Below are 26,735 nucleotides of genomic sequence, written 5' to 3' on the forward strand. Positions count from 1 at the left end.
GACGAGCGCGGCCCCCATGGGAACCACGGTTGCGATAGCGCGAACGACCTTTATCTCTCGATTCTCTTTTGATGGCCCCGCTTAGGCTTGGTGCGCACACGGGTGCATCGAACCGACAGATCTGCGGACGCTTGAATCAGCCGACCTGCTCCACCGCCAACCTACCCGATGGCAGTGGCTTGATCAGCGACTTTGCGGAAACGGTCGGATCAAGCCAGTCGGCCCAGGCACTGCGATCCAGGATGACGATCTGACGGTCGTGGTAAGGGGCGATGTCCGGCCCCGGCTCCATCGTCAGCATGGTGAAGGCCTGACCGGCTTCCGGCGTCTCACGCCAGATGCCGGCAATGCAGAAGATCGGCTCGTCCTTCTTCGTGAACAGCCATTTGTCCTTGCGCTTCTTTTTCGGGTCCTTTGAGTCCGTGAACTCGTAGAACCCGTCGGCGATGATCAAGCAGCGGTTGGAATTGAACTCCCGGCCATCCGACCGGAAATTATACACCGGACGCTTGTTCGGCCCCGGCCAGCTCCAGCGCCGCTGCACCAACTCGACCTCGTCACGGGCACCGTCGATTGACCTGGCGATAGGGCCGACGTCGGTGATCTTGATGTCCTCACGTGCTTCAAGATTGGGCGCGCCTTCACCGAAAAGGATCTTGATCTTGAGGTCGGCGAAGTCCTCGACAATGGAGGCGACATCCACCATCAGCCGATAATCGTTGCACATGTATCCTCCGCTTCGGTTCGGATTGTTTCAATGCTGTGTTCCTGCTATGTTCTGCATACTATGAGCGCGAAGGTTTTCCAGTCCGACGCCCCGCTCGACGAGCGCCGCGTCATCATAAGACGCCATGACGGCGAAGTGGAGATGGTGGAACTGCCATGGGGGCTTCGTCCTCGCGATGGCGGTCCGCGCGCAGTGAATGTTGTTCGTTCGGAAGGCCGGACTTTTCCGACCCACCGATGCCTGGTGCCTGCTTCCGAGTTTTGCCATCGGAACTTCAGTTTCTCGCTCGCCGACGGCGACTGGTTCTATTTCGCGGGGATCTGGCGGCCCGCGGCCACGGATTGGCCTGAGGCCTACGCCATCCTGACGATTGAGGCAAACGCGGATATCGCGCCGCTCCACGACCGGCAGATGGCGGTCCTCTCCCGCGATCAGCGGATGGCTTGGCTCGACGCACTTGTGCCTGAGGACGAAATCCTGCGGCCCCCGCCGGCGGGGACATTTCGGGTCAGGCGCCATTCAACCCCTCCTGTTCAGACAATGCTCGCCGTCTAAAGCGCCAGCCGCAGCTGCGGTTCCGCGACAGGTACTCGCCGTTCCAGCGAAGACAGCGACACGCCAAGCAGACGTATCCCTTTTCGCGTCGGGAAGAGGGGCGCGAGAAGCAGGCCCACCACGTCCTCGAGATCGCCGATTGCCGGTAGTGCTGATGGAACTGTCTTGCTGCGGGTGATCTGGCTGAAGTCGGCATATTTGACCTTGAGGGTCACGGTCTTGGCGCCAATTTCATTGGCCTCGCAGTAGCTCCAAACCTTTTCGATCAGCGGCTGCAGTCCCTCGCGCGCCGGTTCGAAGGAATGGATGTCCTCAGCGAACGTGTCTTCAGCGCCGACCGATTTCCGCACCCGGTCCGGCTTGACCTGGCGATTGTCGATGCCGCGGGCGATCCCGTAGAAATACGGTCCCGACTTCCCGAAATGTTGCGTCAGAAAATCGAGCGTCTGCTCCTTGAGATCAGCGCCGGTCTCGATCCCAAGCCGATGCATCTTCTCAGTGGTCGCCGGCCCGACACCGTGGAATTTCTTGACGTGAAGCTTTTCGACGAAGGCGGGGCCGTTCTTCGGGGTGATGACGGCCTGGCCGTTCGGCTTGTTGAGGTCACTGGCCATCTTGGCCAGGAACTTGTTGTAGGAGATTCCCGCCGACGCGTTGAGCCCCGTCGCCGCCTTGATCCTCGCGCGGATTTCCGCGGCGATCTCCGTAGCGATTTCCATACGTTTGAGATTGTGCGTGACATCGAGATAGGCTTCGTCGAGCGAGAGTGGCTCGATCAGCGGCGTATACTCGGCGAAAATCGCGCGGATCTGCAGCGAGACGGCCTTGTAGACGTCGGATCGGGGCCTGACGAAGACCAGATCCGGGCATTTCCGCTGGGCGGTCACGGACGGCATGGCCGAATGAACGCCGAATTTTCGCGCTTCGTAGCTGGCGGCCGCCACCACACCGCGGGCGGCAGGACTACCGACGGCAACCGGCAATCCTCGCAGTTCGGGATTGTCGCGCTGCTCGACCGACGCGTAGAAGGCATCCATGTCGACATGGACGATATTGCGCGGTCGATCGCTGCCTTCATCGTTCATCATGATCTGACTCTGCCATGCGGTTCATGACCCAGACATGGGACGTGCGCGCCGCATTTGTCGCCCTACGGCGCCAGCGAGCAATCCTGTGAGAAAAAATTCCCTTTTCTGCCATCGATTTGAATCCGTTCGCGGAATCACCGGATTCGCCTGGCCGCTCAACTTTCGCGGGCCGAGCGCACATTGACTCGTTTTCACTTTGAGAACAAATACAGAACATAATCCTGTTTCGCAAGTCAAAACGGGTTGCCGTCAGAAGGAGATCATGACTTCAGCAGTCGCCTCAAAAGCAGTTCTCAACGAGTTGCGCGAGAAGATCGCTAACTTGGAAGGCTCCGGTCTGTGCCATCGAAGCGTTTTGCCGTTCGGAGTGGGCGAGATCGATGCGCAGCTACCGGGAGGTGGATTAGCTTATGGCGCGCTGCATGAGGTGGCTGGCGGCGGAAACGGGGCGATCGACGGGGCGGCCGCTGCACTCTTCGTCGGCGGCATCGCCGCTCGCACCACTGGCAAGGTGGTCTGGTGCCTGACGCGCTTTGACCTCTTCTTCCCGGCGTTCGCCCAGATCGGCCTTCACCCCGACCGTGTCATCTTCGTCGAGGGCGACAGGGAAGAGACGGTGCTCGCAAGCTTCGAAGAGGCTTTGCGCTACGGCGGCCTCGGCGCTGTCGTCGCCGAGCTCGTGCGCCTCCCGATGACGGCATCGCGCCGCCTGCAGCTTGCAGCGGAGAAGTCAGGGACATTGGGTTTGGTCGTCCGCCGATGGAGGCGGCCGACCGAGGCCTCCGACTTTGGCATGCCGACGGCTGCGGCGACCCGTTGGCGCATCTCGGTGCTGCCATCCGAACCGCTTGCCGTTCCCGGGATCGGGCGGGCGCGATGGCTGGCAGAGCTGATGCGGGTCAGGGCCGGCGAGGGAGGTGAATTCATCATCGGAGCATGTGATGGCCAGGGTCGTATCTGTCTTTCTTCCGACGCTGCCGACCGACCGGATCAGGCGGGCCGATCCCGCGCTTTGCGTTGAAACGCCCCTGGTGGTGATCGCCAGGAGCGGTTCGAAGCGTTGGATTGCGGCGGCCGATCAGGCGGCGACAAAACTCGGCCTTCGCGTCGGCATGGCGGCGGCGAAGGCGCAGGCGCTGGTGCAGCGCCTGATCATGATCGATGCGGATCCGGCGGCGGACCTTCAAGCGCTGGAGCGGCTCACGCTCTGGGCCTTGTCGCAATATTCGCCCGTCGTTGCCATGGATTCTCCCGATGGCATCGTCATGGACACGGAAGGTGCCGACCATCTTCAGGGCGGCGAGGAACTGATGCTGTCGGGTCTCGTCAATCGCTTGCGCGGTCGAGGTCTCGCCGCCCGTGCGGCGATCGCCGACACATGGGGTGCCGCGCATGCGCTCGCCCGGACCAGCAGCCGGGAGACGGTCATCGTCGCGCGCGGCGAGACCGACAAGGCCGTGAACCGGTTGCCTCTCTCGTCGCTGCGGCTGTCGCCCGAGACCGTAGCAAGCCTGCGGACCCTCGGCTTCGCCACCGTCGGCGATCTCGCCGGCACCCCACGGGCGCCGCTGACCCTGCGCTTCGGCCCCGAGCTCGGACGGCGTCTCGACCAGATGTTCGGACGTGTCGCCGAACCCATTGATCCGATCCGCCCGGCGGAACTTGTCGAGGTCCAAAAATCCTTCGCCGAACCGATCGGAGCACCGGAGACGATCGAGAAATACGTCACCCGCCTCGTGCGCCAGCTCTGTCAGGAGCTCGAAAAGCGTGGCCTGGGCGTCCGCGGTGCCGACCTCATCATCCACCGCGTCGATAACACGATGCAGGCGCTTCGGGCTGGCACGGCCAAACCCGTCCGCGACATTGCCTGGCTGACAAAACTGTTCCGCGATCGCATCGAAAGGATCGAGCCCGGTTTCGGCATCGAGAAGCTCAGCCTGGCCGCGATCATCGCCGAACCGCTGATCGAAGCACAGTCGGCCTCACCGCTTGTTGAGGAGCAGATCACCGACGTGACGCCGCTCATTGATGTCCTCGGCAATCGCGGTGGCCAGCGGATTTTCCGTGTCGCGCCGGTCGCAAGCGATGTCCCGGAACGCTGCGTCCAGCGCATCGCCCCCACGGCCGAAGAGGACGGCGCCACGTGGCCGATGCATTGGCTGAGGCCGCCCCGGCTTCTGGCGCGTTCCGAACTGATCGAAGTGATTGCCCTGCTCCCGGATCATCCGCCGGTCTCATTTATCTGGCGCGGCAAGCGGCGCCGGGTGAAGCGTGCCGACGGTTCCGAGCGGATCTTTGGCGAATGGTGGAAACGCAGTGCCGAATGGATCGCGGTGCGCGATTACTTCGTCGTCGAGGATGACGCCGGCGAGCGCTTCTGGATTTTTCGATCCGGTGATGGCGTCGATGCGGAAACCGGATCGCACAAATGGTTCCTGCATGGAGTGTTTGCGTGATGCGCTACGCCGAGCTTCAGGTTACCACGCATTTCTCGTTCCTCCGCGGCGCGAGCTCGGCCGAGGAACTGTTTGCGACCGCAAAACGCATGGGCATCGAAGCGCTTGGCGTCGTCGACCGCAACAGCCTCGCCGGCATCGTCGGGCGCTCGAGGCCTCGCGCACCACGGGCCTGCGGCTCGTCGTCGGCTGCCGCCTCGATTTGTCCGACGGCATGTCGATCCTCGTCTATCCGACCGACCGCGCCGCCTATTCCCGGCTGACGCGGCTGCTGACCTTGGGCAAGGGCCGGGGAGGCAAAGCAAAGTGCATCCTGCATCTCGATGACGTGGCGCTCTATGCCGACGGACTGATCGGCGTCCTGGTGCCGGACATGCCGGATGACGCCTGCGCTGTGCAGCTCAGGAAAATGGCCGGCGTCTTCGGTGACCGCGCCTATGTCTCGCTCTGCCTGCGTCGGCGCCCGAATGATCAGTTGCGGCTACACCAGCTCTCGAACCTTGCGGTGAAGCACGGGGTGAAGACGGTCGTCACCAATGATGTGCTGTTTCATGAACCCGGCCGCCGGCAGCTGCAGGATGTCGTCACCTGCATTCGGACCAGGAAGACGATCGATGATGTCGGCTTCGAGCGCGAGCGGCACGCCGATCGTTATCTGAAGCCGCCGGAAGAAATGGCTCGTCTCTTTCCCCGGTACCCGGAAGCGCTGGCGCGCACGGAGGAGATTGTTGACCGGTGCAGGTTCTCGCTCGAAGAGTTGGTTTATCAATACCCGGAGGAGGCGCTGATCCCGGGCATGACCGCCCAAGAGTCGCTCGAGCACTGCACCTGGGAGGGCGTCAAGACACGTTATCCCGAGGGCCTGCCTGACCATGTCGAGAAGACCATTCGGCATGAACTCGCTCTGATCGAGACGATGCGCTACGCGCCTTATTTCCTGACCGTCTTCTCGATCGTCCGGTATGCCCGATCGCAGGGCATTCTCTGCCAGGGCAGGGGGTCGGCCGCCAATTCCGCCGTCTGCTATGTGCTCGGCGTCACCTCGATCGACCCCGACACCAATGATCTCCTGTTTGAGCGGTTTGTCTCCCAGGAGCGCGACGAGCCGCCCGATATCGATGTCGATTTCGAGCACGAACGGCGCGAGGAGGTCATCCAGTGGATCTACAAGACCTATGGCCATGACAAGGCCGCGCTCTGCTCGACCGTCACGCGCTATCGCGCCAAGGGCGCTATTCGCGATGTCGGCAAGGCGCTCGGTTTGCCGGAGGATCTGATCAAGGCGCTATCATCAGGCATCTGGTCCTGGTCGGAGGAGGTGAGCGAGCGGCACGTGCGCGACCTCGGTCTCAATCCGGAGGACAGACGTCTCGCCTTGGCCTTGCGACTTGCCCAGCAGTTGATGGGCGCACCGCGCCATCTGGGTCAGCATCCCGGCGGCTTCGTGCTCACCCATGACCGGCTCGACGACCTGGTGCCGATAGAGCCGGCGACCATGGCCGACCGGCAGGTGATCGAATGGGACAAGGACGACATCGAGGCGCTGAAATTCATGAAAGTCGATGTGCTGGCCCTCGGCATGCTGACCTGCATGGCCAAGGCGTTTGCCCTGATCCGCGAGGACAAACATGAGCATCTCGACCTTGCGACGATCCCGCAGGAGGATCCGGCGACCTACGCGATGATCCGCAAGGCGGATACGCTCGGCACCTTCCAAATCGAAAGCCGCGCCCAGATGTCCATGCTGCCACGCATGAAGCCGAGGACCTTCTACGATCTCGTCATCCAGGTGGCGATCGTCCGCCCCGGGCCGATCCAGGGCGACATGGTGCATCCATATCTGCGCCGGCGCGAGGGCAAGGAGAAGGTCGAGTACCCGACACCCGAACTGGAGGCGGTCCTCCACAAGACACTGGGAGTGCCCCTGTTTCAGGAGTCGGCAATGAAGGTGGCGATGGTCTGTGCGGGGTTCACGGGCGGCGAGGCCGACCAACTGCGGAAATCCATGGCGACCTTCAAGTTCACGGGTGGCGTTTCGCGCTTCAAGGACAAGCTCGTCTCCGGAATGGTCCGGAACGGCTATACGCCAGAATTCGCCGAGAAGACATTCAGCCAGCTCGAAGGCTTCGGCTCCTACGGCTTTCCTGAAAGCCACGCCGCCTCTTTCGCGCTGATCGCCTACGCCTCCAACTATGTGAAATGCCATTTTCCGGACGTCTTCTGTGCGGCGCTTCTGAATTCGCAGCCGATGGGCTTTTATGCCCCTGCGCAGATCGTCGCCGATGCCAGGAAGCACGGCGTCGAGGTCCGTCCCGTCTGCATCAACCGCTCGCGCTGGGACTGCACGCTGGAGCAGATCGAAGGCACCGACCGGCATGCGGTGCGGCTCGGCATGCGTCTGGTGCGCGGGTTGGCGACCGCCGACGCGGCGCGGATCGCCACCGCGCGCGCCGACGAGCCCTTCGCATCCGTCGACGACATGTGGCGTCGATCCGGCGTTCCGGTCGCCTCACTCTTAGAGCTTGCCGAAGCCGATTCCTTCCTGCCGTCTCTCTGTCTCGAGCGACGCGATGCGCTCTGGGCAATCAAGGCGCTCCGCGACGAGCCGCTGCCTCTGTTTACCGCCGCGGCGGAACGGGAGGCGCGGGCGATCGCTGAGCAGCAGGAGCCGGAAGTCGAGTTGCGGCAGATGACTGAGGGCCACAATGTCGTTGAGGATTACGGTCATACCGGCCTGACACTCCGGCAGCACCCCTTGAGTTTACTGCGGGGCGACCTCGCCAAGCGTCAGATCGTAACCTGTGCCGAAGCGATGACGGCGCGTGACGGGCAATGGCTGATGGCCGCCGGCCTGGTGTTGGTGCGTCAGCGACCAGGCTCTGCGAAGGGCGTGATGTTCATCACTATCGAGGACGAGTCCGGTGTGGCCAACGTCGTCGTCTGGCCAAAGCTCTTCGAGCGGTCGCGCAGGGTGGTGCTCGGCGCCAGCATGATGGCGATCAATGGCAGGATCCAGCGGGAAGGGGAGGTGGTGCACCTGGTCGCCCAGCAGCTCTTCGATCTCTCGACCGACCTGTCGAGCCTTGCCGAGCGCGACGGCTCATTCCGGCCGCCGACGGGCCGGGGTGACGAGTTCGCCCATGGCTCTCCGGGAAGTCCGGATTCGCGCGAGCGGCCGGTTCCCGGTGTGCGGGCGCGGGATATGTTCGTGCCGGATCTTCATATCAATACGCTGAAGGTCAAAAGCCGGAATTTTCAGTGATCCGGAGGCGGCGACGGAGTTTGCCCGTCTTTCCCTGCAATTGTTATGTAATGCTGCCCCGCAGTGAAGCCGGCGTCAACTGATTTCAAACCGAAGCAAAGCTTCCGTCGTTTCACCTATCGGAATTGTAAACAGTCTCGTTCAGTACCTCGTCGCGTGCAGAACGAGTGCGAGCGCCGAAACTACCAGGCATCCACCAGTTGGGTTCGTTGCCGAGCAGCAACTGGAAAAAGCCTGCGGCATAATCCGAATCTTCGCGGGCATTCTCCCGGAATGACCACCAGCTTCGTAGATCATCGACGATCTGGCTGACATGAACATCTCTGTGAAATTCCTGACCCATCGTGGCAGCATAGACCGTCAGACAAAACGTCGTCGCGACATATCCTTCTGGCCAGAACGCTTCCGGTGATATCGGATCAACGTTGGCAGGAGGGCGCGTCGCCTTTACGGGCATGTCCGCGACCAACTCGCGCAGTACGAGAGACGGCACAAACTCAAAAAATTCACGTCGTTCCGTGCTCTCCTTCGGCTTCTGACGATCGATACTATCAAGCCAGCGAACAAAGGCTCCCGCGAGCTTGACGTCATCGATCGAGAAGGCGCAAGCCATTGTTTCGCCGCAGAACACCGCGTGTGCATGAAACGCTTCCTTGAACCAACGAAATTGCCTGACCGCTATCCTTAGCGGCTTGTTAGTCCGGGGTAGATTGTGCACCGATCGCGACAAATCAAACATGGCTGGCGCACCGTTCAAAAAGCGCGGCCAACGCGGACGCATCGCGTTTCTGATAAGAATCCATGATCTTCTCTCGAAGGGCGACCGCTATGTCCGTTGCGGCGAAGATCATCGCTTCTCTATCAGCATCATCCTGTTCCGCTAATAGTGAAAGCATCCCGGCGAAAACCGCGACGACAATTAGCTCCGGGCGTGTCACGAGTGATCGGTTGTCTATTTGATCAATTGTGATTGAGCCTTCATCCGCAAGGAGCACCGTTAATTGTGCTGCAAGGTGGTAGACGTCATGGGACGCAGCCATTCGGCCAAAGGCCCTTAGAGCCGCGCTTTGATTGATAAGCGTTCTTCTAGCGCCGAGACGGCCCAATACAATCTTCGTTGTCTCATAGAAAGCGATCGAAAACTCGTATTGCGGCCGCGCAGAAGCAATAACATCGCTGAAGCTTTTGATTTCTGCTGAATCGTCGACCACTGAATGCGCTAACTTGCACGCGATTTGATCAACGTTGCGCGCGAACACTTCGATCTCGCCAAGAGCGGAAAGGGCGATCTCCGATGCCGGTGCCGGGAGTCGCCGTGGGGCTGTCTCCTTTACTGTGTCACGCCCCTTTCTGAGCGTATAACGCAGCGATCGGAGTACATCTTTCAAACGCGTCGTCGTTTGTGGAGCGAAATCGGGCGACATACCAACCTACCTCAGTGCACCTGTCAGAGCCGCTACATCATACTGCAATTGACGCCTCGGTGTAGCCTTAATGAATGCATGAGTCGCATCGTAATTGGCCACGCCAGCCTGGCTTCCCAAGCCGGTGGCGTTCAACGCGGAGGACGCTTGGCCGAGTTCGACTGCATCCTGAGGCGACAATCCTTTTGCCAGGCCGCTCGCGAACCCGCCATTGAAGCAGTCACCGCACCCGCATGTGCACTTCACATCGACTTGAAATGCCGGCGAGTGAAACTCTAGGCCCGATTCGTCATGGTAGTAGGCGCCCTCTGCTCCCAACGTCAGAATCACACATTTCGCCCCTCTGCCAAGCAGGAAATCCGCAAGATCTTTGTTGTGGGTCAACCCCGAAAGCGCCTGAGCTTCTTCTTCAGAGGGAAGAAAGTAGTCCGTGTAGGGCAGAAGAGCTTCGACTTTGGGGAGATCGGCGGATGTCGAAGCGAAGACGTCGAGCGTCGTAATGACGCCGCGCCGACGCGCTTCAGCCATGATTTCTGCAGTACGACCACAGTCATCCATCCGGTTCATCAGACCGACACCGCCGACATGCAGGATTTTAGTGTCAAGAACGCGATCAATTTCGGAATCCGACACGAAGAATGCATCGGTGGCACCGCGCTTGTGGAGTGCCGGCCGCTGGCCGTTCGGTCGAGTCGTCACGATTGAGCAGGACGTTGAGTAGCCCTCGTAGCGTCGCATCATCGTGGTGTCTACGTCGAACGACTGGAGCTTCATCCGGACCCAATCGCCCATGTCATCATAACCAACTCCGCCGACCGCCTGCACTTTAAGGCCGTATTTGGCGGCCACAATGGCGGCGGAACCTGCCGCGCCGGATACGGCCAGGGTAAAGTCTTCCACGAACAGAGTCTGCCCAGCCGGCGGGATTTCCGTAACCGGTCGGCAAAGAGCGTCGAAAGTGTAAAAGCCGACGCAACTGAAATCAAAGGTCGCCGACATCACTGAGCTCCGATCCTGTTGCCGTCACCGTCGAAATAGTAGAGCCGACCAGGATCAAATCCGATCGATACGCTGGAATCAATCTTCGCGCGGAAATCTCGGCCGGCTTTGATTTCGAAGGTCTTCTCTGGAGTACGGACCGACAGGTAAGTGATATCGCCGGTCGGCTCTACGCCGTAGACCGTGCCTTGGAGATTCTCGCCGCCGACCACGCAATCCTCCGGCCGAAAACCGAGCGTGACCTGACCGGACAGCTCGGCAGGGCAGGCGACCTTCACGCCAGGAGCCGAGAAGACTCCACCTTGCGCCACCCCCGATACCAAATTCATCGGGGGCGATCCGATGAATCCCGCGACGAAGGTATTCGCCGGATTCGAATAGATCTCATCGGGGGTTCCGATCTGCTGGATTATCCCTTTGTTCATGATGACGATCCGATCAGCAAGCGTCATTGCCTCGATCTGGTCGTGTGTCACATAAACCGTGGTTACCTTCAGGTCGCGCTGCATGTGCTTGATCTGGACGCGCATGCTGGCGCGCAGCTTTGCATCGAGGTTCGAAAGCGGCTCGTCCATGAGGAAGACTTGCGGCTGACGAACAATGGCACGGGCGAGCGCAGCGCGCTGTCTCTGGCCACCGGAAAGCGCGCCAGGCTTGCGTTCTAGGAAAGGTCCGAGCTCGACCATGTCGGCGGCGCGACGAACGAGGCTGTCATGTTTGTCCCTGGGGATGCGCCTCATTCTCAGAGGAAACCGAATGTTCTCGTAGATCGACATGTTCGGGTACAAGGCATAGCCCTGAAAGACCATGGCAACGTCGCGATCTCGTGCATCGACTTCGTTCATGACGTTGCCGCCGATGCGGATCTCACCCCCTGTCGGTTGTTCCAGACCAGCAATCATGCGCATGGTCGTGGTTTTGCCGCAGCCGGATGGTCCCAAAAGGACAAGAAACTCCTCATCGGCGATATCGAGGGTTACGTCTTGGACACCAAAGAAGGAGCCAAAGCTCTTCACGACGTTCTTGAGTTCAATCGAGGCCATGGAATTATCCTTTCACAGCGCCCATCGTGAGTCCGCGCGAGAGATGCTTCTGGATCAGGACGACGAGGATCAGGATCGGAGCGAATGCGAGGAACGAGACGAGTGCGATAGCGTTGTAGATCACCCCGTCTGAGCCGCCGGTGAAATTGGCGAGAGCGACGGACATCGTATAGGCCTTCGAGGTCGATGCGATGAGGAGGGTGAAGAGGAATTCGTTAATTGCGAAGATGGCGGCGATCACCGCTGCCGTTATTATGCCAGGAAGGCACGCCGGGATCATTATTTCCCAAAGAATGGTTAGATCCCCCGCGCCGTCAGTGCGGGCAGCGTCTTCCAGTTCCTTTGGAATATCCAGCATGTAGCTGCGAATAATCCATGTGACGAGGCTCAGATTGATGGCCGCGTAAATGAGCATCAGCGCCCAGACGGAATCCAGCAGACCCATATTCTTGAAGAGGAAGAAGATCGGCACTGCGACAATGGCCGGCGCCATCATCCGCGTCGACAGGATATAAAAACCGATGTCCTCCCGACCGCGGAACTCATAGCGAGCCAAAGCGAAGGCTGCGGGGATCGCCAGAATCAGGTCAATAACGACAGAGCCCGCGACCGCAACAACCGAATTTCGCAGATAAGAAGCTATGGGCCAGTCGCTGACGAGCAGGCGCCAGGCGTCCAAGCTCCAGGTGGGCCAGTAAATGGGCCTTGGTACAATGATTTCCGTTCTTGGCCTGAAGCCGATCGTCAGGAACCAGATGATTGGTACGAGACAAACGAGCGCCCATGCGACAAGTATGATGTAGCGAAGAATAAGGCTTTCACCGCCGCTTTTTCGAATGCTAGCCATCTCATGATTTCCCAGATTTGAATGCGCGCTTAACGACAGTTTGAGCGATTACGATCGTGAAGATCAGCATCAGCACAGATGCCGCGGAGGCGTATCCGAAATTGAACATCCTGAAGCCCTGACGATAGATGAAGTAGCTCATCGTCTCCGTCGCGCCGCCTGGTGTGCCTTGGGTCATGATGTAGACGTTTGTGAACATCGTTGTGATGTCGATGCCGCGCAACGTTACGGCGACGACGATGATAGGCCTCATCATCGGCAGTGAGATGTTCCAAAAAATTGCACCCCAGCTGGCCCCGTCCAATCGAGCCGCTTCCTCGATTTCCTCGTCCTGCCCCTGAAGAGCGCCGACGAAGATGATGAAAAGAAAGGGCGTCCACTGCCACACGTCCGCGACGATCAGTGTAAGTCTGGCGAGCCAGACGGACGCAAGCCAGTCGACATTGTTGGAAACCAATCCAATCGACATGAGGATGTCGGAGATTACCCGGCCGTCGTTAAACGCCAGCTTCCAGATGAATGCCACCGCCGAGGGCATAAAGAGCATCGGCATCAGGAAAACGATGCGCCAGCCGCGGACAAGGGGGTCGCGGTAACAGAAGAAAGCTACGGTCATCGCGATCACGGACTGCAGGGTCAGGGAGATCCCGCCTATGATGGCGGTATTTCCCAACGCCGCCCAAAATTCGCGATCTTGGATGATCCTCGTGTAGTTGCCGAGCCCAACCCAAGACCAGTTCACGAACTTGACGACAAAGAGGCTTTGGTACATCGCGAACAGACCTGGATACAGGGTGATCGCGAGCAGGTAGGCTACAGCAGGTCCAACCAAGAGGTACGGGAAGACCTTCCGCGCCGTAGCCGAGCGGGGGCGAGGTCTTGCGGGTACCTTTACGGTGGAGGCGGCAAACGCCGCCTCCGTTTCAAGTCTTTGAGTCGAATGGGTCATGATCTTAGAAAGGCAGCGCCTTGCCTTTGCCTACATAGAGTCCTGGCTCCGCGTCCGCGTAAGCGATGGGAGCGTTTCCACCGGAGAAGCCATTCTTCTCCAAGATACTCTTCCAGGCCTTTTGCCCGTTCTCGAGGGCTTCCTTGGATGAAATCTGACCGGTGACCGCCCGGTTGATTTCATTGCCGAGCGCCTGCTCCATTTCGAACATCCCAGGAATACGGGGCGCGCACCATGCGTGCTCCAGGCTGTCCGCCCAGACCTTCATGGGTTGGCTGACCGCCCGGAGACGTTCGTTTGCGAGAACCGAGCGGTAGCCTGGGGCAACGCCGTTCGCATTCGCTTCGTTCATCGCCATGATAGACGAAGTCGTGAGGAAGGCGAGCATAAGGAACGCGCCCTCGGGGTTTTGCGACGTGGCTGCAACGCAGGAAGTCGACCCGGCAATGTTCGGCGGGGCGAATACACCCCCCGAGATTCGCGGTTCGTAGATCGTCACGAAATCGTCGACGATCTTCGACTGATCAGGCCGCATGGCTTGCGTGCCGCTGTCCTGCCAACTGATGTTTGCTGCGACCTGGCCACCAAGCCAAGCGGCGCGGTTTTCACCCCACCCTGCACCGGAAACACCTTCGATGGCATTTTTCTGAAGAGCCATGATGATATCCATGGCCTTCATTCCGGCATCACTGGTGAGTTGCGGATTCCATTGGCTGTCGAACAGTGAAAGGCCGGCTTGTGCCGCGATATGTTCCCAGGTGTAAGTTGCCCAGAAACCACGGGCTGCCATCAAGCCGACGCCGGCTACGCCGCCACCGAGCTTGTTGGCCTCACCAGTGATACGAATGAGTTCTTCATAAGTCGGCACCGATTGAGCTCGATCAATCGGTCCGCCGAGAATCTTCTCCATGATCGACTTGCGCAGATGCACCATCTGGACGTCGCAGTCGAACGGGATACCGACGAGCTTACCGCCGACATAGCCGTAGTTCAGACGATAAGTGTCATAGAAATCGTCGAGCGGCAGCTTCCACTTTTCCGCATACTCGCTGAGATCGGCAAGGAAGCCAGGGCCTGCAAAGTCGCCGAGCCAGGGCGAGAAGAACTGCAAGGCATCGAAGGACGCGTTGCCGGATATGAATTCCGAAACCGCCTTGTCATAGAAGCTGTCGTCGGGGATTGGAACAAGTTCGACCTTGATGCCCGACAGCTGTTCAAAGGGTTTAAGTCCCTCGGCCGCAGACTCTTGGTCAGCGGCGCCCACGGCAAATCGGACTGTCTTTCCGGTCTGCTCCGAGCGAATCTTTTCCCAGTCTACCGTGCGAATCCAGTCCTTCGCCGGATTCCACAGCGGATCATCAGACATTTTGTAGAGCTTGCGGTAGTCCTCGCGGACATAGTCTTTAACGGAAATTTTGTCCAAAACGGATTGGACATCAGGTAGACCCGATTGCGCAAACGCGGGCAGCTTGAGCGCTGAGGCTGCGCCTGCGGCGAGCCCGAAAGCTGCGGTATGTCTCAGAAATCCGCGGCGCGATACGCCCGAACTTAAAACTGTCATGTTGTACTCCTCCCAGTCCGAATAAATCAGTTGAATGCCAATGGAGGCAAGTAGGTTTGGCGCGGCCTCCACTCCGCTCCATTAGCCCTTGCCCTGCCGGAAGGCGAGAACAATTGCTACTAAAAAATACATTGTGTTCATATTTGGCGACTGTCAACCATTTTTTTGGCTGATGTTTCTCGCGAATGTAGAACATCGTCTACATTTAAAATACCTTTGTGCACTGCAGCGCTCGTCCGGAGAGCGATTGAAGCCGATCTATCCAGTGCGTGATAAATCTTGTACAGGACAACAAACTCACAACTCGGCGCGTGGCGGTCCGTCGTGGAAAAGGTTGGATCCGGCATCGCGCTATCCGCACCAAGTTCATAGATCCGGAAGGAAGCTAAATGCAGACCACGTCTCCACTTGCCATCGTCCAAAGCGAGTCTGAAAGGCTGCGGGCGCGAGTGGCGTGGCTCTATCATATTGAGAATTACACGCAGAACGACATTGCTGCTCAGCTGGGCATCAACCGCGTCATGGTCGTCAGGCTTCTTGCGGAAGCTCGTCGCCGCAACGAGGTCCGGGTCACGATATCTTCGGCGCTTTCTGATATGATCGCTCTTGAAAGAGAGCTGGAGACTACCTTTGGAATAAAGCAGGTGATTGTCGCGCCCTTCGCTGATGCTGAGGGTGATCCGACGAAGGTGATTGCGGCGGCAGCCGGAACGCTAATCACGGGCATGATGCATTCCGGCATGATCGTCGGCGTGGGTTGGGGGCGCACTCTGTACAACACATTGCCATTTATTGCCGGCGCCGCTCTTGATGACTTCCGCGTCGTCTCCCTGCTCGGCGGCATTTCTGCTGCCCGTCGCTTCAATCCCGCTGAGTTTGCCTGGCAGTTCGCAGAGCTGTTTAAGGGCGAGGGCTTCCTCGTTACGGCGCCAGCTGTGGTTGACAGCCCAGAGACAAAGCATGCGTTGCTGGAAAGGTGCGGCCTTGCCGCCATCTTTGAGATGGCGGATAAGCTCGACGTCGCGCTTCTCTCGGTCGGGGGCATTTCTGCTCTGACCACAAGTTATCGAACCGGATATCTCAGTGAAGCGGATCGCCGCTCTTTGATAGACGCCGGTGCGGTCGGAGACGTTCTGTACAACTTCATTGACAAAGACGGGAATGTCATTGACCACGAGGTCAACGCTCGGGTTATCTCAGTGAATCTCGAGCGACTGCGGCGCACCCCTGAGCGTATCCTGATCTCGGGAGGACCGGAAAAGCTGGAGGCGCTTCGCGCGTCTCTCATTACGATCAAGCCGACCACTTTTGTGACCGACGAACAGACCGCCGGCGCGTTACTCGGTTCAACGGCTGACGCGCCTAGCGCTACACGCTAGTTTTGGTCGGTGCATTAATAACTGGCCCAGCCCCGCGCCTTTCGTCCGGCCCCTTACGCCGCGCGGCGGCGTAGGCACCCTGGCATTGCCTTATTTCTCAAGCCAAATGGCGACCATGGGGCGACCAGCTTTTGCTGGCGACTAAGCCCTCTATCAATAGTCTGCGTAATGTTTAATCCGGCGATAAATGTTCGCCGGACGCGATAAAAACGCGCAAATTCATGGGAACACCGGATCAAAACAGAACATACATGTTGACTGAATAACAAATGTACATTACCAATCATCCCGGATGAATTTGGGAGGAATGGAATGCCCATCAACGTTGCGCCAACCGGGCTCGCACGTGACCTCGTGCGTCGTGAGACCGAGGGAAAGCCTATTCGTATTGGTCTAATCGGCAGTGGGGAAATGGGCACAGATATTGTGACCCGAGTTGCCCATATGCCCGGGATTGAAATCGGGGCAATTTGCGATCTCAACGTCGCCCGTGCTCGCGAAGCCGTCGATATCGCCTATCGGTCTGATGGCCATCATCGCGAAGCGGGCACGGCGGATCAGCTTAATTCTGTGATTGAGGGCGGGAAGATCGCCATCACGGCCGATTCCAGCAATATCCTCAATAGCGGACTGATTGATGTTGTGATCGATGCCACTGGCGTTCCGGCCGTGGGCGCGGAAATCGGCCTGGCGGCCATGGAGCATGGCAAGCACCTCGTGATGATGAACGTCGAGGCGGACGTCACGATTGGCGCATATCTCAAAAGCGAGGCCGAGCGGCTTGGAGTTACCTACTCTCTAGGCGCGGGAGACGAGCCGTCCTCCTGCATTGAATTGATCGAGTTCGTTTCAGCGATGGGTCACCCAATCGTCGCAGCGGGCAAAGGCAAAAACAACCCGTTAAATATCGACGCTGTCCCGGATCAGTACGCCGAGGAAGCGGCACGCCGAAACATGAATGTACGCATGCTGGTGGAATTCGTGGACGGTTCGAAAACGATGGTGGAAATGGCCGCCATTGCAAACGCAACAGGTCTTGTGCCGGATAAGCCAGGCATGCACGGGCCGGCCGCCACGCTCGACCAGCTGTCATCAGTACTTGTGCCGGAAAAAGACGGCGGTGTGCTGACGAGATCAGGGGTCGTCGATTATTCGATCGGAAAGGGCGTTGCCCCCGGCGTGTTCGTTGTTGCCGACATGTCCCATCCGCGAATCTCGGAGCGGATGGAAGATCTGAAGATGGGGAAGGGGCCTTACTTCACCTTTCACCGGCCGTATCATTTGACGTCATTGGAAGTACCGCTCACCTGTGCCCGTGTCGTTCTTTACGGGAAGCCGGACATGGTCCCTCTGTCTACCCCTGTAGCGGAGGTATGTGCGGTGGCCAAGAAGGACCTCAAGCCTGGCGACAAGCTCGATGCAATCGGCGAGTACTGCTACCGCGCGTGGATCATGACTGCGCCTGAAGCTCGAAGCGCCTCTGCAATTCCCTGCGGCATGCTGCAAGGAGGCAAGGTCACTGCGCCGATTAAGAAGGGCGAGTTGATTACCTACAGCAATGCATCGGTCGCGGAAGGCTCTCGTCTTGCCGCCTTGCGCGCCCGGCAGGACGCTCTTGTTTACGGCAGGGAGGCATAAATGGCGAATTCAGCAAGAGCAATGAAGAGCGCCGAGGCCAGCAATCTTCCCTTTATATACCGACAATATACGCGCGAGCAGTTGCTGGACGCTCTTCGGAAGATGCACCTCATACGGCAGTTCGAAGAAGGCGCTGAGGAAAGCTACACACGCGGCCTCATCCATGGGACGATGCATCTGTCGATCGGCCAGGAAGCAAGCGCCATGGGCGTTTGCCTCCCGCTGACGCAACAGGATCAGATCACCTCGACCCATCGCGGCCACGGGCACTGCATCGCCAAGGGCGCTGATGTCAAACGCATGTTTGCTGAGTTCTTCGGAAAAACGACCGGCTATTGCGCCGGCCGCGGCGGTTCCATGCATATTGCAGATGTCACGACCGGCAATCTGGGGGCGAACGGAATCGTCGGGGGTGGCTTGCCCATTGCTGTTGGCGCCGCTCTGACATCCAAGCGGCTCAAGACCGGAAAAGTGGTCGTGTGCTTCTTTGGTGACGGCGCCAACAACGAAGGCGCTTTCCACGAAGCCTTGAACATGGCTGCCGTTTGGAAGCTGCCCGTTATCTTCGTCTGCGAAAACAACGGCTACGGGATGTCGACCTCGACCGCGCGCTCGACGGCCGTTGCCAACATCGCCGATCGGGCCGGCGCTTACAGCATGCCGGGCGTCATCGTCGACGGCAACGTGCTCTCCGAGGTGGCCGAAGCCACTCACAATGCCGTGGAACGTGCGAAGCGCGGCGAGGGGCCATCCCTCATCGAATGCAAGACCTATCGTTATCGCGGCCACTCCAAGAGCGACCGAAACCGCTACCGCACGAAAGACGAAATCGATGACTGGATGAGCAATCGAGATCCTATCGTCCGGTTTGAAGCCCAGCTCCGGGAGTTCGGTGTCGCAAATGATGCAGAGCTGGCGGCAATCCGTCAATCCGTTCGCGATGAGATCGCGGCAGGTATCGAATTCGCAAAGGCAAGCCCGGCGCCTAACGTCGCTGAGTTGGCTGAAAATGTTTATACGGAGCAGGCATAAATGGACACCGGTGTTCGAGAACTCAGCTACTCCCAAGCCATCCAAGAAGCCATGGCGATCGCGATGGAGGCGGATGAGCGCGTCATTCTGATGGGCGAAGATATCGGCGTTTACGGTGGCGCGTTTCAGGTAACCGGCGATCTCATCGACAGGTTCGGCCCTGATCGGGTGATGGACACCCCGATTTCCGAGCTAGGCGGCGCGGGAGTCGCGGTTGGTGCCGCGATGACCGGATTGAGACCGATTTTCGAGTTTCAGTTCTCTGATTTCGCGGCGCTGGCAATGGAGCAAATCGTCAATCAGGCTGCAAAGATGCGCTATATGCTTGGTGGCGAAGTGTCAGTGCCGGTTGTTATGCGATTTCCGGCCGGTTCTGGCACCGGGGCGGCCGCCCAGCATAGCCAAAGCCTGGAGGCGTGGTTGGGACATGTGCCCGGCTTGAAAGTCATTCAGCCCGCGACACCACACGACGTTAAAGGCATGCTGCTGGCCGCTGTCGCCGATCCCGACCCGGTCATGATCTTCGAGCACAAGCTCCTGTACAAGATGAAGGGACCAGTTCCTGAAGGTCACTACACGGTCCCTCTCGACAAGGCGGAAATACGTCGACAGGGCAAAGATCTAAGCATCGTCGCGACATCAATCATGGTTCATAAAGCACTCGATGCAGCTGCTCAGCTGGCTGACGAAGGCATTGATGTCGAAGTGATCGATCTTCGTTCGGTACGGCCGATCGACAGGGCGACCGTAATTGCAAGCGTGAAGAAGACGACTAGGCTTCTTTGTGTCTATGAGGGCGTCAAGACGCTCGGCGTCGGAGCAGAAATAAGCGCCATGATCGCCGAAAGCGACGCGTTCGATTATCTGGATGCACCGATCGTCCGGCTTGGCGGCTCCGAAACGCCGATACCGTACAATCCGGAGCTCGAAAAGGCTGCTGTTCCGCAAGTCCCAGACATTTTCAATGCCGCGCGGGATCTCGCGAGAGGAGCGCGATAGTATGGCAACGGAAATCATCCTCCCGAAGGTCGACATGGATATGGCGACCGGCAAGATTTCGAAGTGGTTTTTCAAGGAAGGTGACCGCGTCGGTAAGGGCGATGTCCTGTTCGAGATCGAAACCGACAAGGCGGCGATGGAAATAGATTCCCCCGCTGCGGGCATTCTCCGAAACGTCACCGGTGAAGAAGGCGTCGATATCGCCGTGGGGTCGGCCGTCGCTTGGGTTTACGAGGAGGGCGAGGAATATCAGGCCGCCACTCAGCCCACTGCTCCGTCCCCTCCCGCAACGGCGGAGGATTCCGACGCGACCGCCGCCCACCCAATCAGCACTCATAACCATAATACATCAGCGGATGCCGGAAGCCCACTCAGAGCTACCCCCTTGGCGCGGCGTCTGGCGCGGGAAGGCGGCATCGATTTGGGATGCGTGGCTGGGACCGGCCCGCACGGAAGGATCGTGAGCGCTGATGTTTCGAAGGCTCGCATCGCCGAGGCGACCGTCGCTCAGTCCGCGCCTGCCGGCGCTGAAAATATTGGCCAACAAGTTTCTTCTGACAGCACTTTGAAGCTGTTCGCCGAAGGCACGTTCGATCTGCAGGCTCATACACCCATGCGAAGGACGATCGCTCGGCGATTGCTGGAAGCGAAGACGACCGTTCCGCATTTCTACCTCTCGGTTGATTGCCATATCGATGCCCTTCTCAAGCTGCGGGCCGAGCTAAACGCTTCGGCGCCAGTGACGGATGGCACGCCAAACTATAAGTTGTCGGTCAATGACATGGTCATCAAGGCTTACGCGCTGGCTCTGGGATCAACGCCGGACGCGAACGTGTCCTGGACGGAAGAGAACCTCCTGCGCCATCATGCCGTTGATGTTGGAGTTGCCGTTTCCGTGGCAGGCGGGCTGATAACGCCGATCATCCGAAGCGCGGAATCCAAGACGCTTTCGACGATTTCCAACGAGATGAAGGACTTGGCTGCACGCGCCAGGTTAGGGAAATTGAAGCCGACCGAGTACCAAGGCGGCACAGGCGCGATATCGAACCTCGGCATGTTCGGTGTGAGGGAATTCGCAGCAATCATCAATCCTCCCCATTCAACGATCCTGGCTGTTGGCTCTGGAGAGAAAAGGCCCGTCGTCAATGCTCAGGGTGATTTGTCGAGCGCGACCGTAATGACCGTGACGTTGTCAACGGATCATCGTGCGGTGGATGGCGCCCTTGGGGCAGAGCTGATTGGAAAATTCCGAACGCTCATCGAAAACCCGATGAGCATGTTGATCTAGTTTCCTCCCAGCCTCGGGGGATCTTGCCACGACGCGAACACGTCGCGACGGATCCCCCATCTTTTCAAGGAAAACAGATGTCCTACGACGTCATCATCATCGGCTCCGGCCCCGGCGGCTATGTCGCCGCCATCCGCGCCAGCCAGCTCGGTCTCAAGACGGCTATCGTCGAGCGCGAGCATATGGGCGGCATCTGCCTGAACTGGGGCTGCATCCCCACCAAAGCGCTGCTGCGTTCGGCCGAGGTGCTCGACCATGCCAATCACTTCAAGGATTTCGGCCTGGTTCTCGAAGGCACGGTCAAGCCGGATGCCGAGGCCGTCGTCGGCCGCTCGCGCGCCGTCTCAGCCCGTCTCAATGCCGGCGTCGGTTTCCTGATGAAGAAGAACAAGATCGACATCATCTGGGGTGAGGCAAAAATCACCAAGCCCGGCGAGATCGTCGTCGGCAAGTCGTCGAAGCCCGTCGTCGAACCGCAGCATCCGCTGCCGAAAAACGTCAAGGGCGAGGGCACCTATACCGCCAAGCACATCATCATCGCGACCGGCGCCCGTCCGCGTGCGCTGCCCGGCATCGAGCCTGATGGCAAGCTGATCTGGACCTATTTCGAGGCGCTGAAGCCGGATGCGCTGCCGAAGTCGCTGATCGTCATGGGTTCCGGCGCGATCGGCATCGAATTTGCAAGCTTCTATCGTTCGATGGGCGTCGACGTCACGGTGGTGGAAGTCATGCCGACCATCATGCCGGTCGAGGATGCCGAAATCACCGCCATCGCCCGCAAGCAGCTGGAAAAGCGCGGCCTCAAGATCTTCACCAGCGCCAAGGTGACCAAGGTCGAAAAGGGTGCGGACAGCATCACCGCGCATGTCGAGACGTCAGACGGAAAGGTCCAGCAGATCACCGCTGACCGGATGATTTCGGCCGTCGGCGTTCAGGGCAATATCGAAAACCTCGGCTTGGAGGCGCTCGGCGTCAAGACCGACCGCGGCTGCGTCGTCGCCGATGGTTACGGCAAGACCAATGTCGCCGGCATCTATGCGATCGGGGATGTTGCCGGCCCGCCGATGCTGGCCCACAAGGCCGAGCATGAGGGAGTCGTCTGTGTCGAGAAGATCGCCGGTCTGCCGAACGTTCATCCCACCGACAAGGGCAAGGTCCCGGGCTGCACCTATTGCAATCCGCAGGTCGCCTCCGTCGGTCTCACCGAAGCCAAGGCCAAGGAGCTGGGCCGCGATATCCGCGTCGGCCGCTTCTCCTTCGCGGCCAACGGCAAGGCGATCGCGCTCGGCGAAGACCAGGGCATGGTCAAGGTGATTTTCGACAAGAAGACCGGCGAGCTACTCGGCGCCCACATGGTCGGCGCCGAAGTCACCGAGCTCATCCAGGGCTTCGTCGTCGCCATGAACCTGGAGACGACCGAAGAAGAACTGATGCACACGATCTTCCCGCATCCGACCGTTTCGGAATCAATGAAGGAAGCCGTGCTCGATGCTTATGGTCGTGTGCTGAACGCGTAAGTCACCGTACGAGATTTAGCTTCATCGTTTAGCGCAACAAATAAGCGGCTTTCTAGCAAGGCCGCGGGAGGGAGATTTCGGATGGCAAGGATAACCCTGAGACAGTTGCTGGATCATGCAGCGGAGGTAGGCTACGGCGTTCCCGCCTTTAATATCAATAATATGGAACAGGCGCTCGCCATCATGGAGGCAGCGGATGCGGCTGATGCTCCAGTCATCATCCAGGCATCACGCGGCGCGCGCGCTCATGCTCATGACATCATGCTCAAGCACATGATGGACGCGGTCGTCGAAATCTATCCGCACATCCCCACCTGCGTGCATCTCGACCACGGCAACGATCCGGCGAGCTGCATGACGGCGATCCAGGCGGGCTTCACCTCGGTCATGATGGATGGTTCGCTCAAAGCAGATGCGAAGACGCCGGCCGACTGGGACTACAATGTCGGCGTGACCAAGCGAGTGACCGAGATGGCACATCTAGGCGGCATTTCGGTCGAAGGTGAGCTTGGTGTGCTTGGCTCTCTCGAGAGCGGTATGGGCGAGGCGGAGGACGGGCACGGCGCGGAAGGCAAGCTGTCGCACGACCAGTTGCTGACAGATCCGGACGAGGCAGTGAAATTCGTGCGCGAAACACGGGTCGATGCACTGGCGATCGCAATGGGAACCTCGCACGGTGCCTACAAGTTCACGCGCAAGCCCGACGGTTCGGTGCTGGCAATGAATGTCATCGAAGAGATTCACCGAAAGCTGCCGAACACGCATCTCGTGATGCACGGGTCGTCGTCGGTTCCATTCGAGCTGCAGGAAATCATCAACAAATATGGCGGCCAGATGAAGCCCACCTGGGGCGTGCCGGTCGAAGAGATTCAGCGCGGCATCAGGAATGGCGTGCGCAAGGTCAACATCGACACAGATGGCCGGATGGCCATGACCGGGCAGATCCGCAGGGTCCTGCAAGAACATCCGGGCGAATTCGATCCGCGCAAATATCTGAAGCCGGCAATGACTGCGCTCACCACGCTTTGCAAGGAACGCTTCGAACAGTTCGGTACCGCCGGCATGGCGGCGCGCATTACGCCGTTTCCCGTTTCGGTGATGGCAAAGCGCTATGCATCCGGGTCGCTCGATCCAGTTTTCTCTTAACTCCGAACACGCGCGCCGCTAGAACACCTGTCTTTACAAGCTAAAAAGAGTTTCATCGTCGTGGCTTTTTCTGCTGTTAAAACGCGATCTAGCGAACATTTTCACGGACTGAAAGTAATTTGTAAAACTGAAAGGTAAACTTAAGTTGTTCGTGCCAGAGTGTCTCGGCTTGGAGAGCAAATGCTTTGGGAGGCGAAATGGACAGGATACTCGCGCGGTTCAGGATTCAGACGAAGGTCCTGATACTGGTTTTTCCGCTGTTAATTACAATCGCCGCGGTCGGCATCACGGGACTTTATGCGACAAGAGTGCTTGAAGCGCGACTGAACGTCTCGAATGACGTAGTCCGGCTGCTCTCAGGGTTCAAAGGTGTTTATGCCGATATTACGGCGTTTCTTCGCGAGCCCAATGAAGCGACATTCACGCGAGCCTCCAGCATAACCGCGGCGCAGATCAGCGAAATCGACCGTGCGATTGAAGGAATTCCGGACGCCCAGGATGCTGCTGAATTACGGAAGGCCCAGGAGACTACACGAGCAATCCTCTCTTACATAAACGAGATATGGAGGATTCGACAGGACCGGTCGCGGCTGACAGATAACATTTCCCGACAACTCGACGCGCTGAATTCCCTGCAGCTGGAACTGGGCAAACACGCATTCAAGATCGTCGCACAAGCTAATCAGCTGGATAATAAACGAAAATCGAGGCTTTCCGAGACGCTGACCCTCCAATTGATTCTGAACGATTGCGAAAATCTCGCAATCCAACTGCGGTCGATGGAGGGCTGGTCTTTTCGTCCGGAAGGAACAGCTGTGCGAGCGGCCTTCGAAGATTTCGCACGTAAACTGTCAAAATCTGATCGTCTTCTGAATTCATTTGGTGTCCCAGGCGGATCCAGTATAGCCGACCGGATGTTGGCGTTCCTTAAGACAAGCGAGATTCAGGAAACGAGGAGCCAGCCTGAGGAGTCGGCTATCGCAAACGACCTGGCTGGTTTATCGAAAACATTGAAGGCGGAGAGCGTGGCAGCCGTCGATCAGGCCACTGCCGATCTGATTGGTCGGAACGGGGGTTCACTCGACGCCGACAAGGTGACGAAAAAGCTCCGGTCAATCGTGAGCAACAGCAGCGACGTAAAAATCACCTTTGCCAGGATTCTGGGCGAACCGACTGAGGATAACGTGAAGGCAGTGGAGCGAGCTCTGTTCGTTTATACGGGTGAGGTAAGCTTGCTGAAGGAGTTAGTCCCGATCGATCCCTACTTCGGCGAGATCCCCGATACGGTGAAGGCGATCGCCGATGATTTGCGTGAGAGCGCCGCCGGACTGGAAGCCAATCGAGCTGGTTCCGAGGAGCAGTACCGATCCGCAACTGACAAGATCAACGAGATCTGGGAACTAATGGACGCGTTCGCGGACAGTCAACGGCAAATGGCATCGACCGAACGGTCGCTGGCGAACTCAGTCTCGCTAACATCGATGGCTTTTGGATTTTTCGTCGCGATGGCATCAGGTACCGCACTCGTCATCACGCTGAAGCGGCCGATCGCCTCGATTACTGACATTATGCGCCGCTTGGCCGGCGGTTCGTTGGATATCGTTATTGAAGGTGACCAACGAAAAGATGAAATTGGTGAAATGGCGCGTGCACTTGCAGTGTTCAAAGAGAACGCAGCTCAGAAGATTGCCATACAAGCGCATACGGAAGATCTTCATCGAATGGCAGAGTCGGAGCGGGAGACAAACGAACGCGAACGAGCTCTGACCCAGAAAAACATCGAGCTAGCGGTGACGTCACTTGCTAGCGGCCTTAAAAATCTCGCGAACAAAGACCTGCGGAAAACTATCGATGTCTCGTTTGCTGGGGATTTGGATACGCTCAGACGAGACTTCAACAGCACTATCAGCGGTCTGAGCTCGACCATGCTGGACGTCAGGGCGACGTCAGCCGAAATTCACATCAATGGCCGGCTACTTGCAGAAGCCTCCGAAGAACTCTCTCGCAGAAATGAACAGCAAGCAGGCTCGATCGAACAAACTGCCGCAGCGATCGAAGAGATCACCATAACTGTCGGAGAAGCGTCAAAGCGTGCAGCAAGTGCCGCTGACATCGTACAGCGGGTCAAGGTGGAAGCAGATGGCTCACTGGCTATCGTCGGGAATGCCATCGGTGCAATGTCACGTATCAAGGAGGCATCCGATCGCATAACGAGCATCGTCACCGTCATCGATGGCATCGCATTCCAGACAAATCTTCTGGCGTTAAATGCCGGAGTTGAAGCTGCCCGCGCTGGAGAAGCAGGAAAGGGGTTTGCTGTCGTCGCGCATGAAGTCAGAGAACTTGCTCAACGTGCCGCTTTGGCGGCAAAAGAAATCGGAACGCTTATTCACCATTCCACCAGCGAGGTGGACGCCGGTGTGGATTTTGTCGAGCAAACTGCCCACGCCCTGGACGATATCGTGCTGAAGATTGGTGACGTTTCGCGTGATGTCGGCCAATTGGCACTTTCGAGCCAAAGCCAGGCAAAGAGCCTCAGCGAAGTCAACGACGCCGTGAGCACGATGGAAAGAGTGACGCAACTCAACGCTGCAATGGCCGAGGAGGCCGGCGCAGCCACTCGCCGGCTTGCGGAGCAAGTCGACGACCTCGTCGAGCTCGTCGATTCCTTTGCGCTAAATGCAACACAAACAGTTCACACCGAAAAGGCTGCCTAGGCCGGGATTGACCCAAACTCGCTGCGCTCCCCCAAAACCTAACAGCATCAGATAAGGATAGTTGACCTGTTGAAACTCGATGAAAATAAGAAATTCTCAGCCTTTCTT

20 protein-coding genes and 1 pseudogene are annotated in these 26,735 nt (G+C 58.5%); 12 read left to right on the forward strand and 9 right to left on the reverse strand.

The window, feature by feature from the left end; genetic code table 11:
• Positions 1–136: 136 nt before the first annotated feature.
• Positions 137–727 (reverse strand): SOS response-associated peptidase, encoded by a 591-nt coding sequence (locus A6U86_RS12065; RefSeq protein WP_068391120.1) that lies wholly within the window; start codon positions 725–727, stop codon positions 137–139.
• 60 nt (positions 728–787) lie between these two features.
• Between A6U86_RS12065 and A6U86_RS12070 the strand changes: the two genes are divergently transcribed.
• Complete coding sequence (locus A6U86_RS12070) at positions 788–1,282, forward strand: SOS response-associated peptidase family protein (RefSeq protein ID WP_068391121.1); 495 nt, start codon at positions 788–790, stop codon at positions 1,280–1,282.
• Here the strand turns inward: A6U86_RS12070 and dinB are convergent.
• A complete protein-coding gene (dinB, locus tag A6U86_RS12075) occupies positions 1,279–2,370 on the reverse strand; it encodes a DNA polymerase IV (RefSeq protein WP_068391122.1) in 1,092 nt (363 codons plus the stop codon). The genes A6U86_RS12070 and dinB overlap by 4 nt on opposite strands.
• A 262-nt stretch (positions 2,371–2,632) precedes the next feature.
• Here dinB and A6U86_RS12080 point away from each other — a divergent pair, with 262 nt between their 5' ends.
• The 3 genes and pseudogenes from A6U86_RS12080 (at position 2,633) to A6U86_RS12090 (ending at position 8,088) form a co-directional block, all read left to right on the forward strand.
• Positions 2,633–3,391 carry an ImuA family protein gene (locus A6U86_RS12080; protein WP_068391124.1) on the forward strand — a complete coding sequence of 253 codons (759 nt, stop codon included), beginning with the start codon at positions 2,633–2,635 and terminating at the stop codon, positions 3,389–3,391.
• On the forward strand, positions 3,312–4,826 hold the full coding sequence (locus A6U86_RS12085; RefSeq protein ID WP_083196811.1) for a DNA polymerase Y family protein: 1,515 nt from the start codon (positions 3,312–3,314) through the stop codon (positions 4,824–4,826). Before A6U86_RS12080 ends, A6U86_RS12085 begins: the two co-directional genes overlap by 80 nt.
• Positions 4,826–8,088, forward strand: a pseudogene (locus tag A6U86_RS12090) (error-prone DNA polymerase). The gene A6U86_RS12085 and the pseudogene A6U86_RS12090 overlap by 1 nt, the downstream one beginning before the upstream one ends.
• Positions 8,089–8,200: 112 nt before the next feature.
• On the opposite strand, the gene A6U86_RS12095 reads toward A6U86_RS12090, so the two are convergent.
• From A6U86_RS12095 to A6U86_RS12125, 7 genes are read right to left on the reverse strand one after another with little or no spacing between them, the layout of a single operon-like run.
• Entirely contained in the window at positions 8,201–8,827 is a 627-nt protein-coding gene (locus A6U86_RS12095; RefSeq protein WP_068391126.1) for a hypothetical protein, read from the reverse strand.
• The gene (locus A6U86_RS12100; protein ID WP_068391128.1) at positions 8,820–9,512 is read right to left on the reverse strand and encodes a hypothetical protein; all 693 of its coding nucleotides are present in this window, start codon (positions 9,510–9,512) and stop codon (positions 8,820–8,822) included. Before A6U86_RS12100 ends, A6U86_RS12095 begins: the two co-directional genes overlap by 8 nt.
• A gap of 6 nt (positions 9,513–9,518) precedes the next feature.
• Entirely contained in the window at positions 9,519–10,511 is a 993-nt protein-coding gene (locus A6U86_RS12105) for a carbohydrate kinase family protein (protein ID WP_068391130.1), read from the reverse strand.
• A complete protein-coding gene (locus A6U86_RS12110; RefSeq protein WP_068391132.1) occupies positions 10,511–11,554 on the reverse strand; it encodes an ABC transporter ATP-binding protein in 1,044 nt (347 codons plus the stop codon). The genes A6U86_RS12105 and A6U86_RS12110 overlap by 1 nt, the downstream gene beginning before the upstream one ends.
• A gap of 4 nt (positions 11,555–11,558) precedes the next feature.
• Complete coding sequence (locus A6U86_RS12115; protein ID WP_068391134.1) at positions 11,559–12,401, reverse strand: carbohydrate ABC transporter permease; 843 nt, start codon at positions 12,399–12,401, stop codon at positions 11,559–11,561.
• A gap of 1 nt (position 12,402) precedes the next feature.
• Entirely contained in the window at positions 12,403–13,350 is a 948-nt protein-coding gene (locus A6U86_RS12120) for a carbohydrate ABC transporter permease (RefSeq protein ID WP_068391136.1), read from the reverse strand.
• A gap of 4 nt (positions 13,351–13,354) precedes the next feature.
• Positions 13,355–14,911 (reverse strand): ABC transporter substrate-binding protein, encoded by a 1,557-nt coding sequence (locus A6U86_RS12125; protein ID WP_068391204.1) that lies wholly within the window; start codon positions 14,909–14,911, stop codon positions 13,355–13,357.
• 389 nt (positions 14,912–15,300) lie between these two features.
• Here A6U86_RS12125 and A6U86_RS12130 point away from each other — a divergent pair, with 389 nt between their 5' ends.
• The 8 genes from A6U86_RS12130 (at position 15,301) to A6U86_RS12165 (ending at position 26,627) form a co-directional block, all read left to right on the forward strand.
• A complete protein-coding gene (locus tag A6U86_RS12130; RefSeq protein WP_068391144.1) occupies positions 15,301–16,290 on the forward strand; it encodes a sugar-binding transcriptional regulator in 990 nt (329 codons plus the stop codon).
• 312 nt (positions 16,291–16,602) lie between these two features.
• Positions 16,603–17,928 (forward strand): NAD(P)H-dependent oxidoreductase, encoded by a 1,326-nt coding sequence (locus A6U86_RS12135; protein ID WP_068391148.1) that lies wholly within the window; start codon positions 16,603–16,605, stop codon positions 17,926–17,928.
• The gene (locus tag A6U86_RS12140) at positions 17,929–18,960 is read left to right on the forward strand and encodes a thiamine pyrophosphate-dependent dehydrogenase E1 component subunit alpha (protein ID WP_068391151.1); all 1,032 of its coding nucleotides are present in this window, start codon (positions 17,929–17,931) and stop codon (positions 18,958–18,960) included. It abuts the gene before it with no gap.
• Positions 18,961–19,959 carry an alpha-ketoacid dehydrogenase subunit beta gene (locus A6U86_RS12145; protein ID WP_068391154.1) on the forward strand — a complete coding sequence of 333 codons (999 nt, stop codon included), beginning with the start codon at positions 18,961–18,963 and terminating at the stop codon, positions 19,957–19,959.
• A gap of 1 nt (position 19,960) precedes the next feature.
• The gene (locus A6U86_RS12150; protein ID WP_068391157.1) at positions 19,961–21,247 is read left to right on the forward strand and encodes a pyruvate dehydrogenase complex dihydrolipoamide acetyltransferase; all 1,287 of its coding nucleotides are present in this window, start codon (positions 19,961–19,963) and stop codon (positions 21,245–21,247) included.
• A gap of 77 nt (positions 21,248–21,324) precedes the next feature.
• Positions 21,325–22,764: a dihydrolipoyl dehydrogenase gene (gene lpdA, locus A6U86_RS12155; protein ID WP_068391160.1), complete on the forward strand. Its 1,440-nt coding sequence runs from the start codon at positions 21,325–21,327 to the stop codon at positions 22,762–22,764.
• Between the two features lie 81 nt (positions 22,765–22,845).
• A complete protein-coding gene (fba, locus tag A6U86_RS12160) occupies positions 22,846–23,910 on the forward strand; it encodes a class II fructose-bisphosphate aldolase (protein WP_068391163.1) in 1,065 nt (354 codons plus the stop codon).
• A 197-nt stretch (positions 23,911–24,107) separates the two neighbouring features.
• Positions 24,108–26,627, forward strand: coding sequence for a methyl-accepting chemotaxis protein (locus A6U86_RS12165; RefSeq protein ID WP_068391166.1), 2,520 nt, complete (start codon positions 24,108–24,110; stop codon positions 26,625–26,627).
• Positions 26,628–26,735: the final 108 nt, after the last annotated feature.

It is taken from the genome of Rhizobium sp. AC27/96 (genome assembly GCF_001692325.1).
Taxonomy (GTDB): domain Bacteria; phylum Pseudomonadota; class Alphaproteobacteria; order Rhizobiales; family Rhizobiaceae; genus Rhizobium.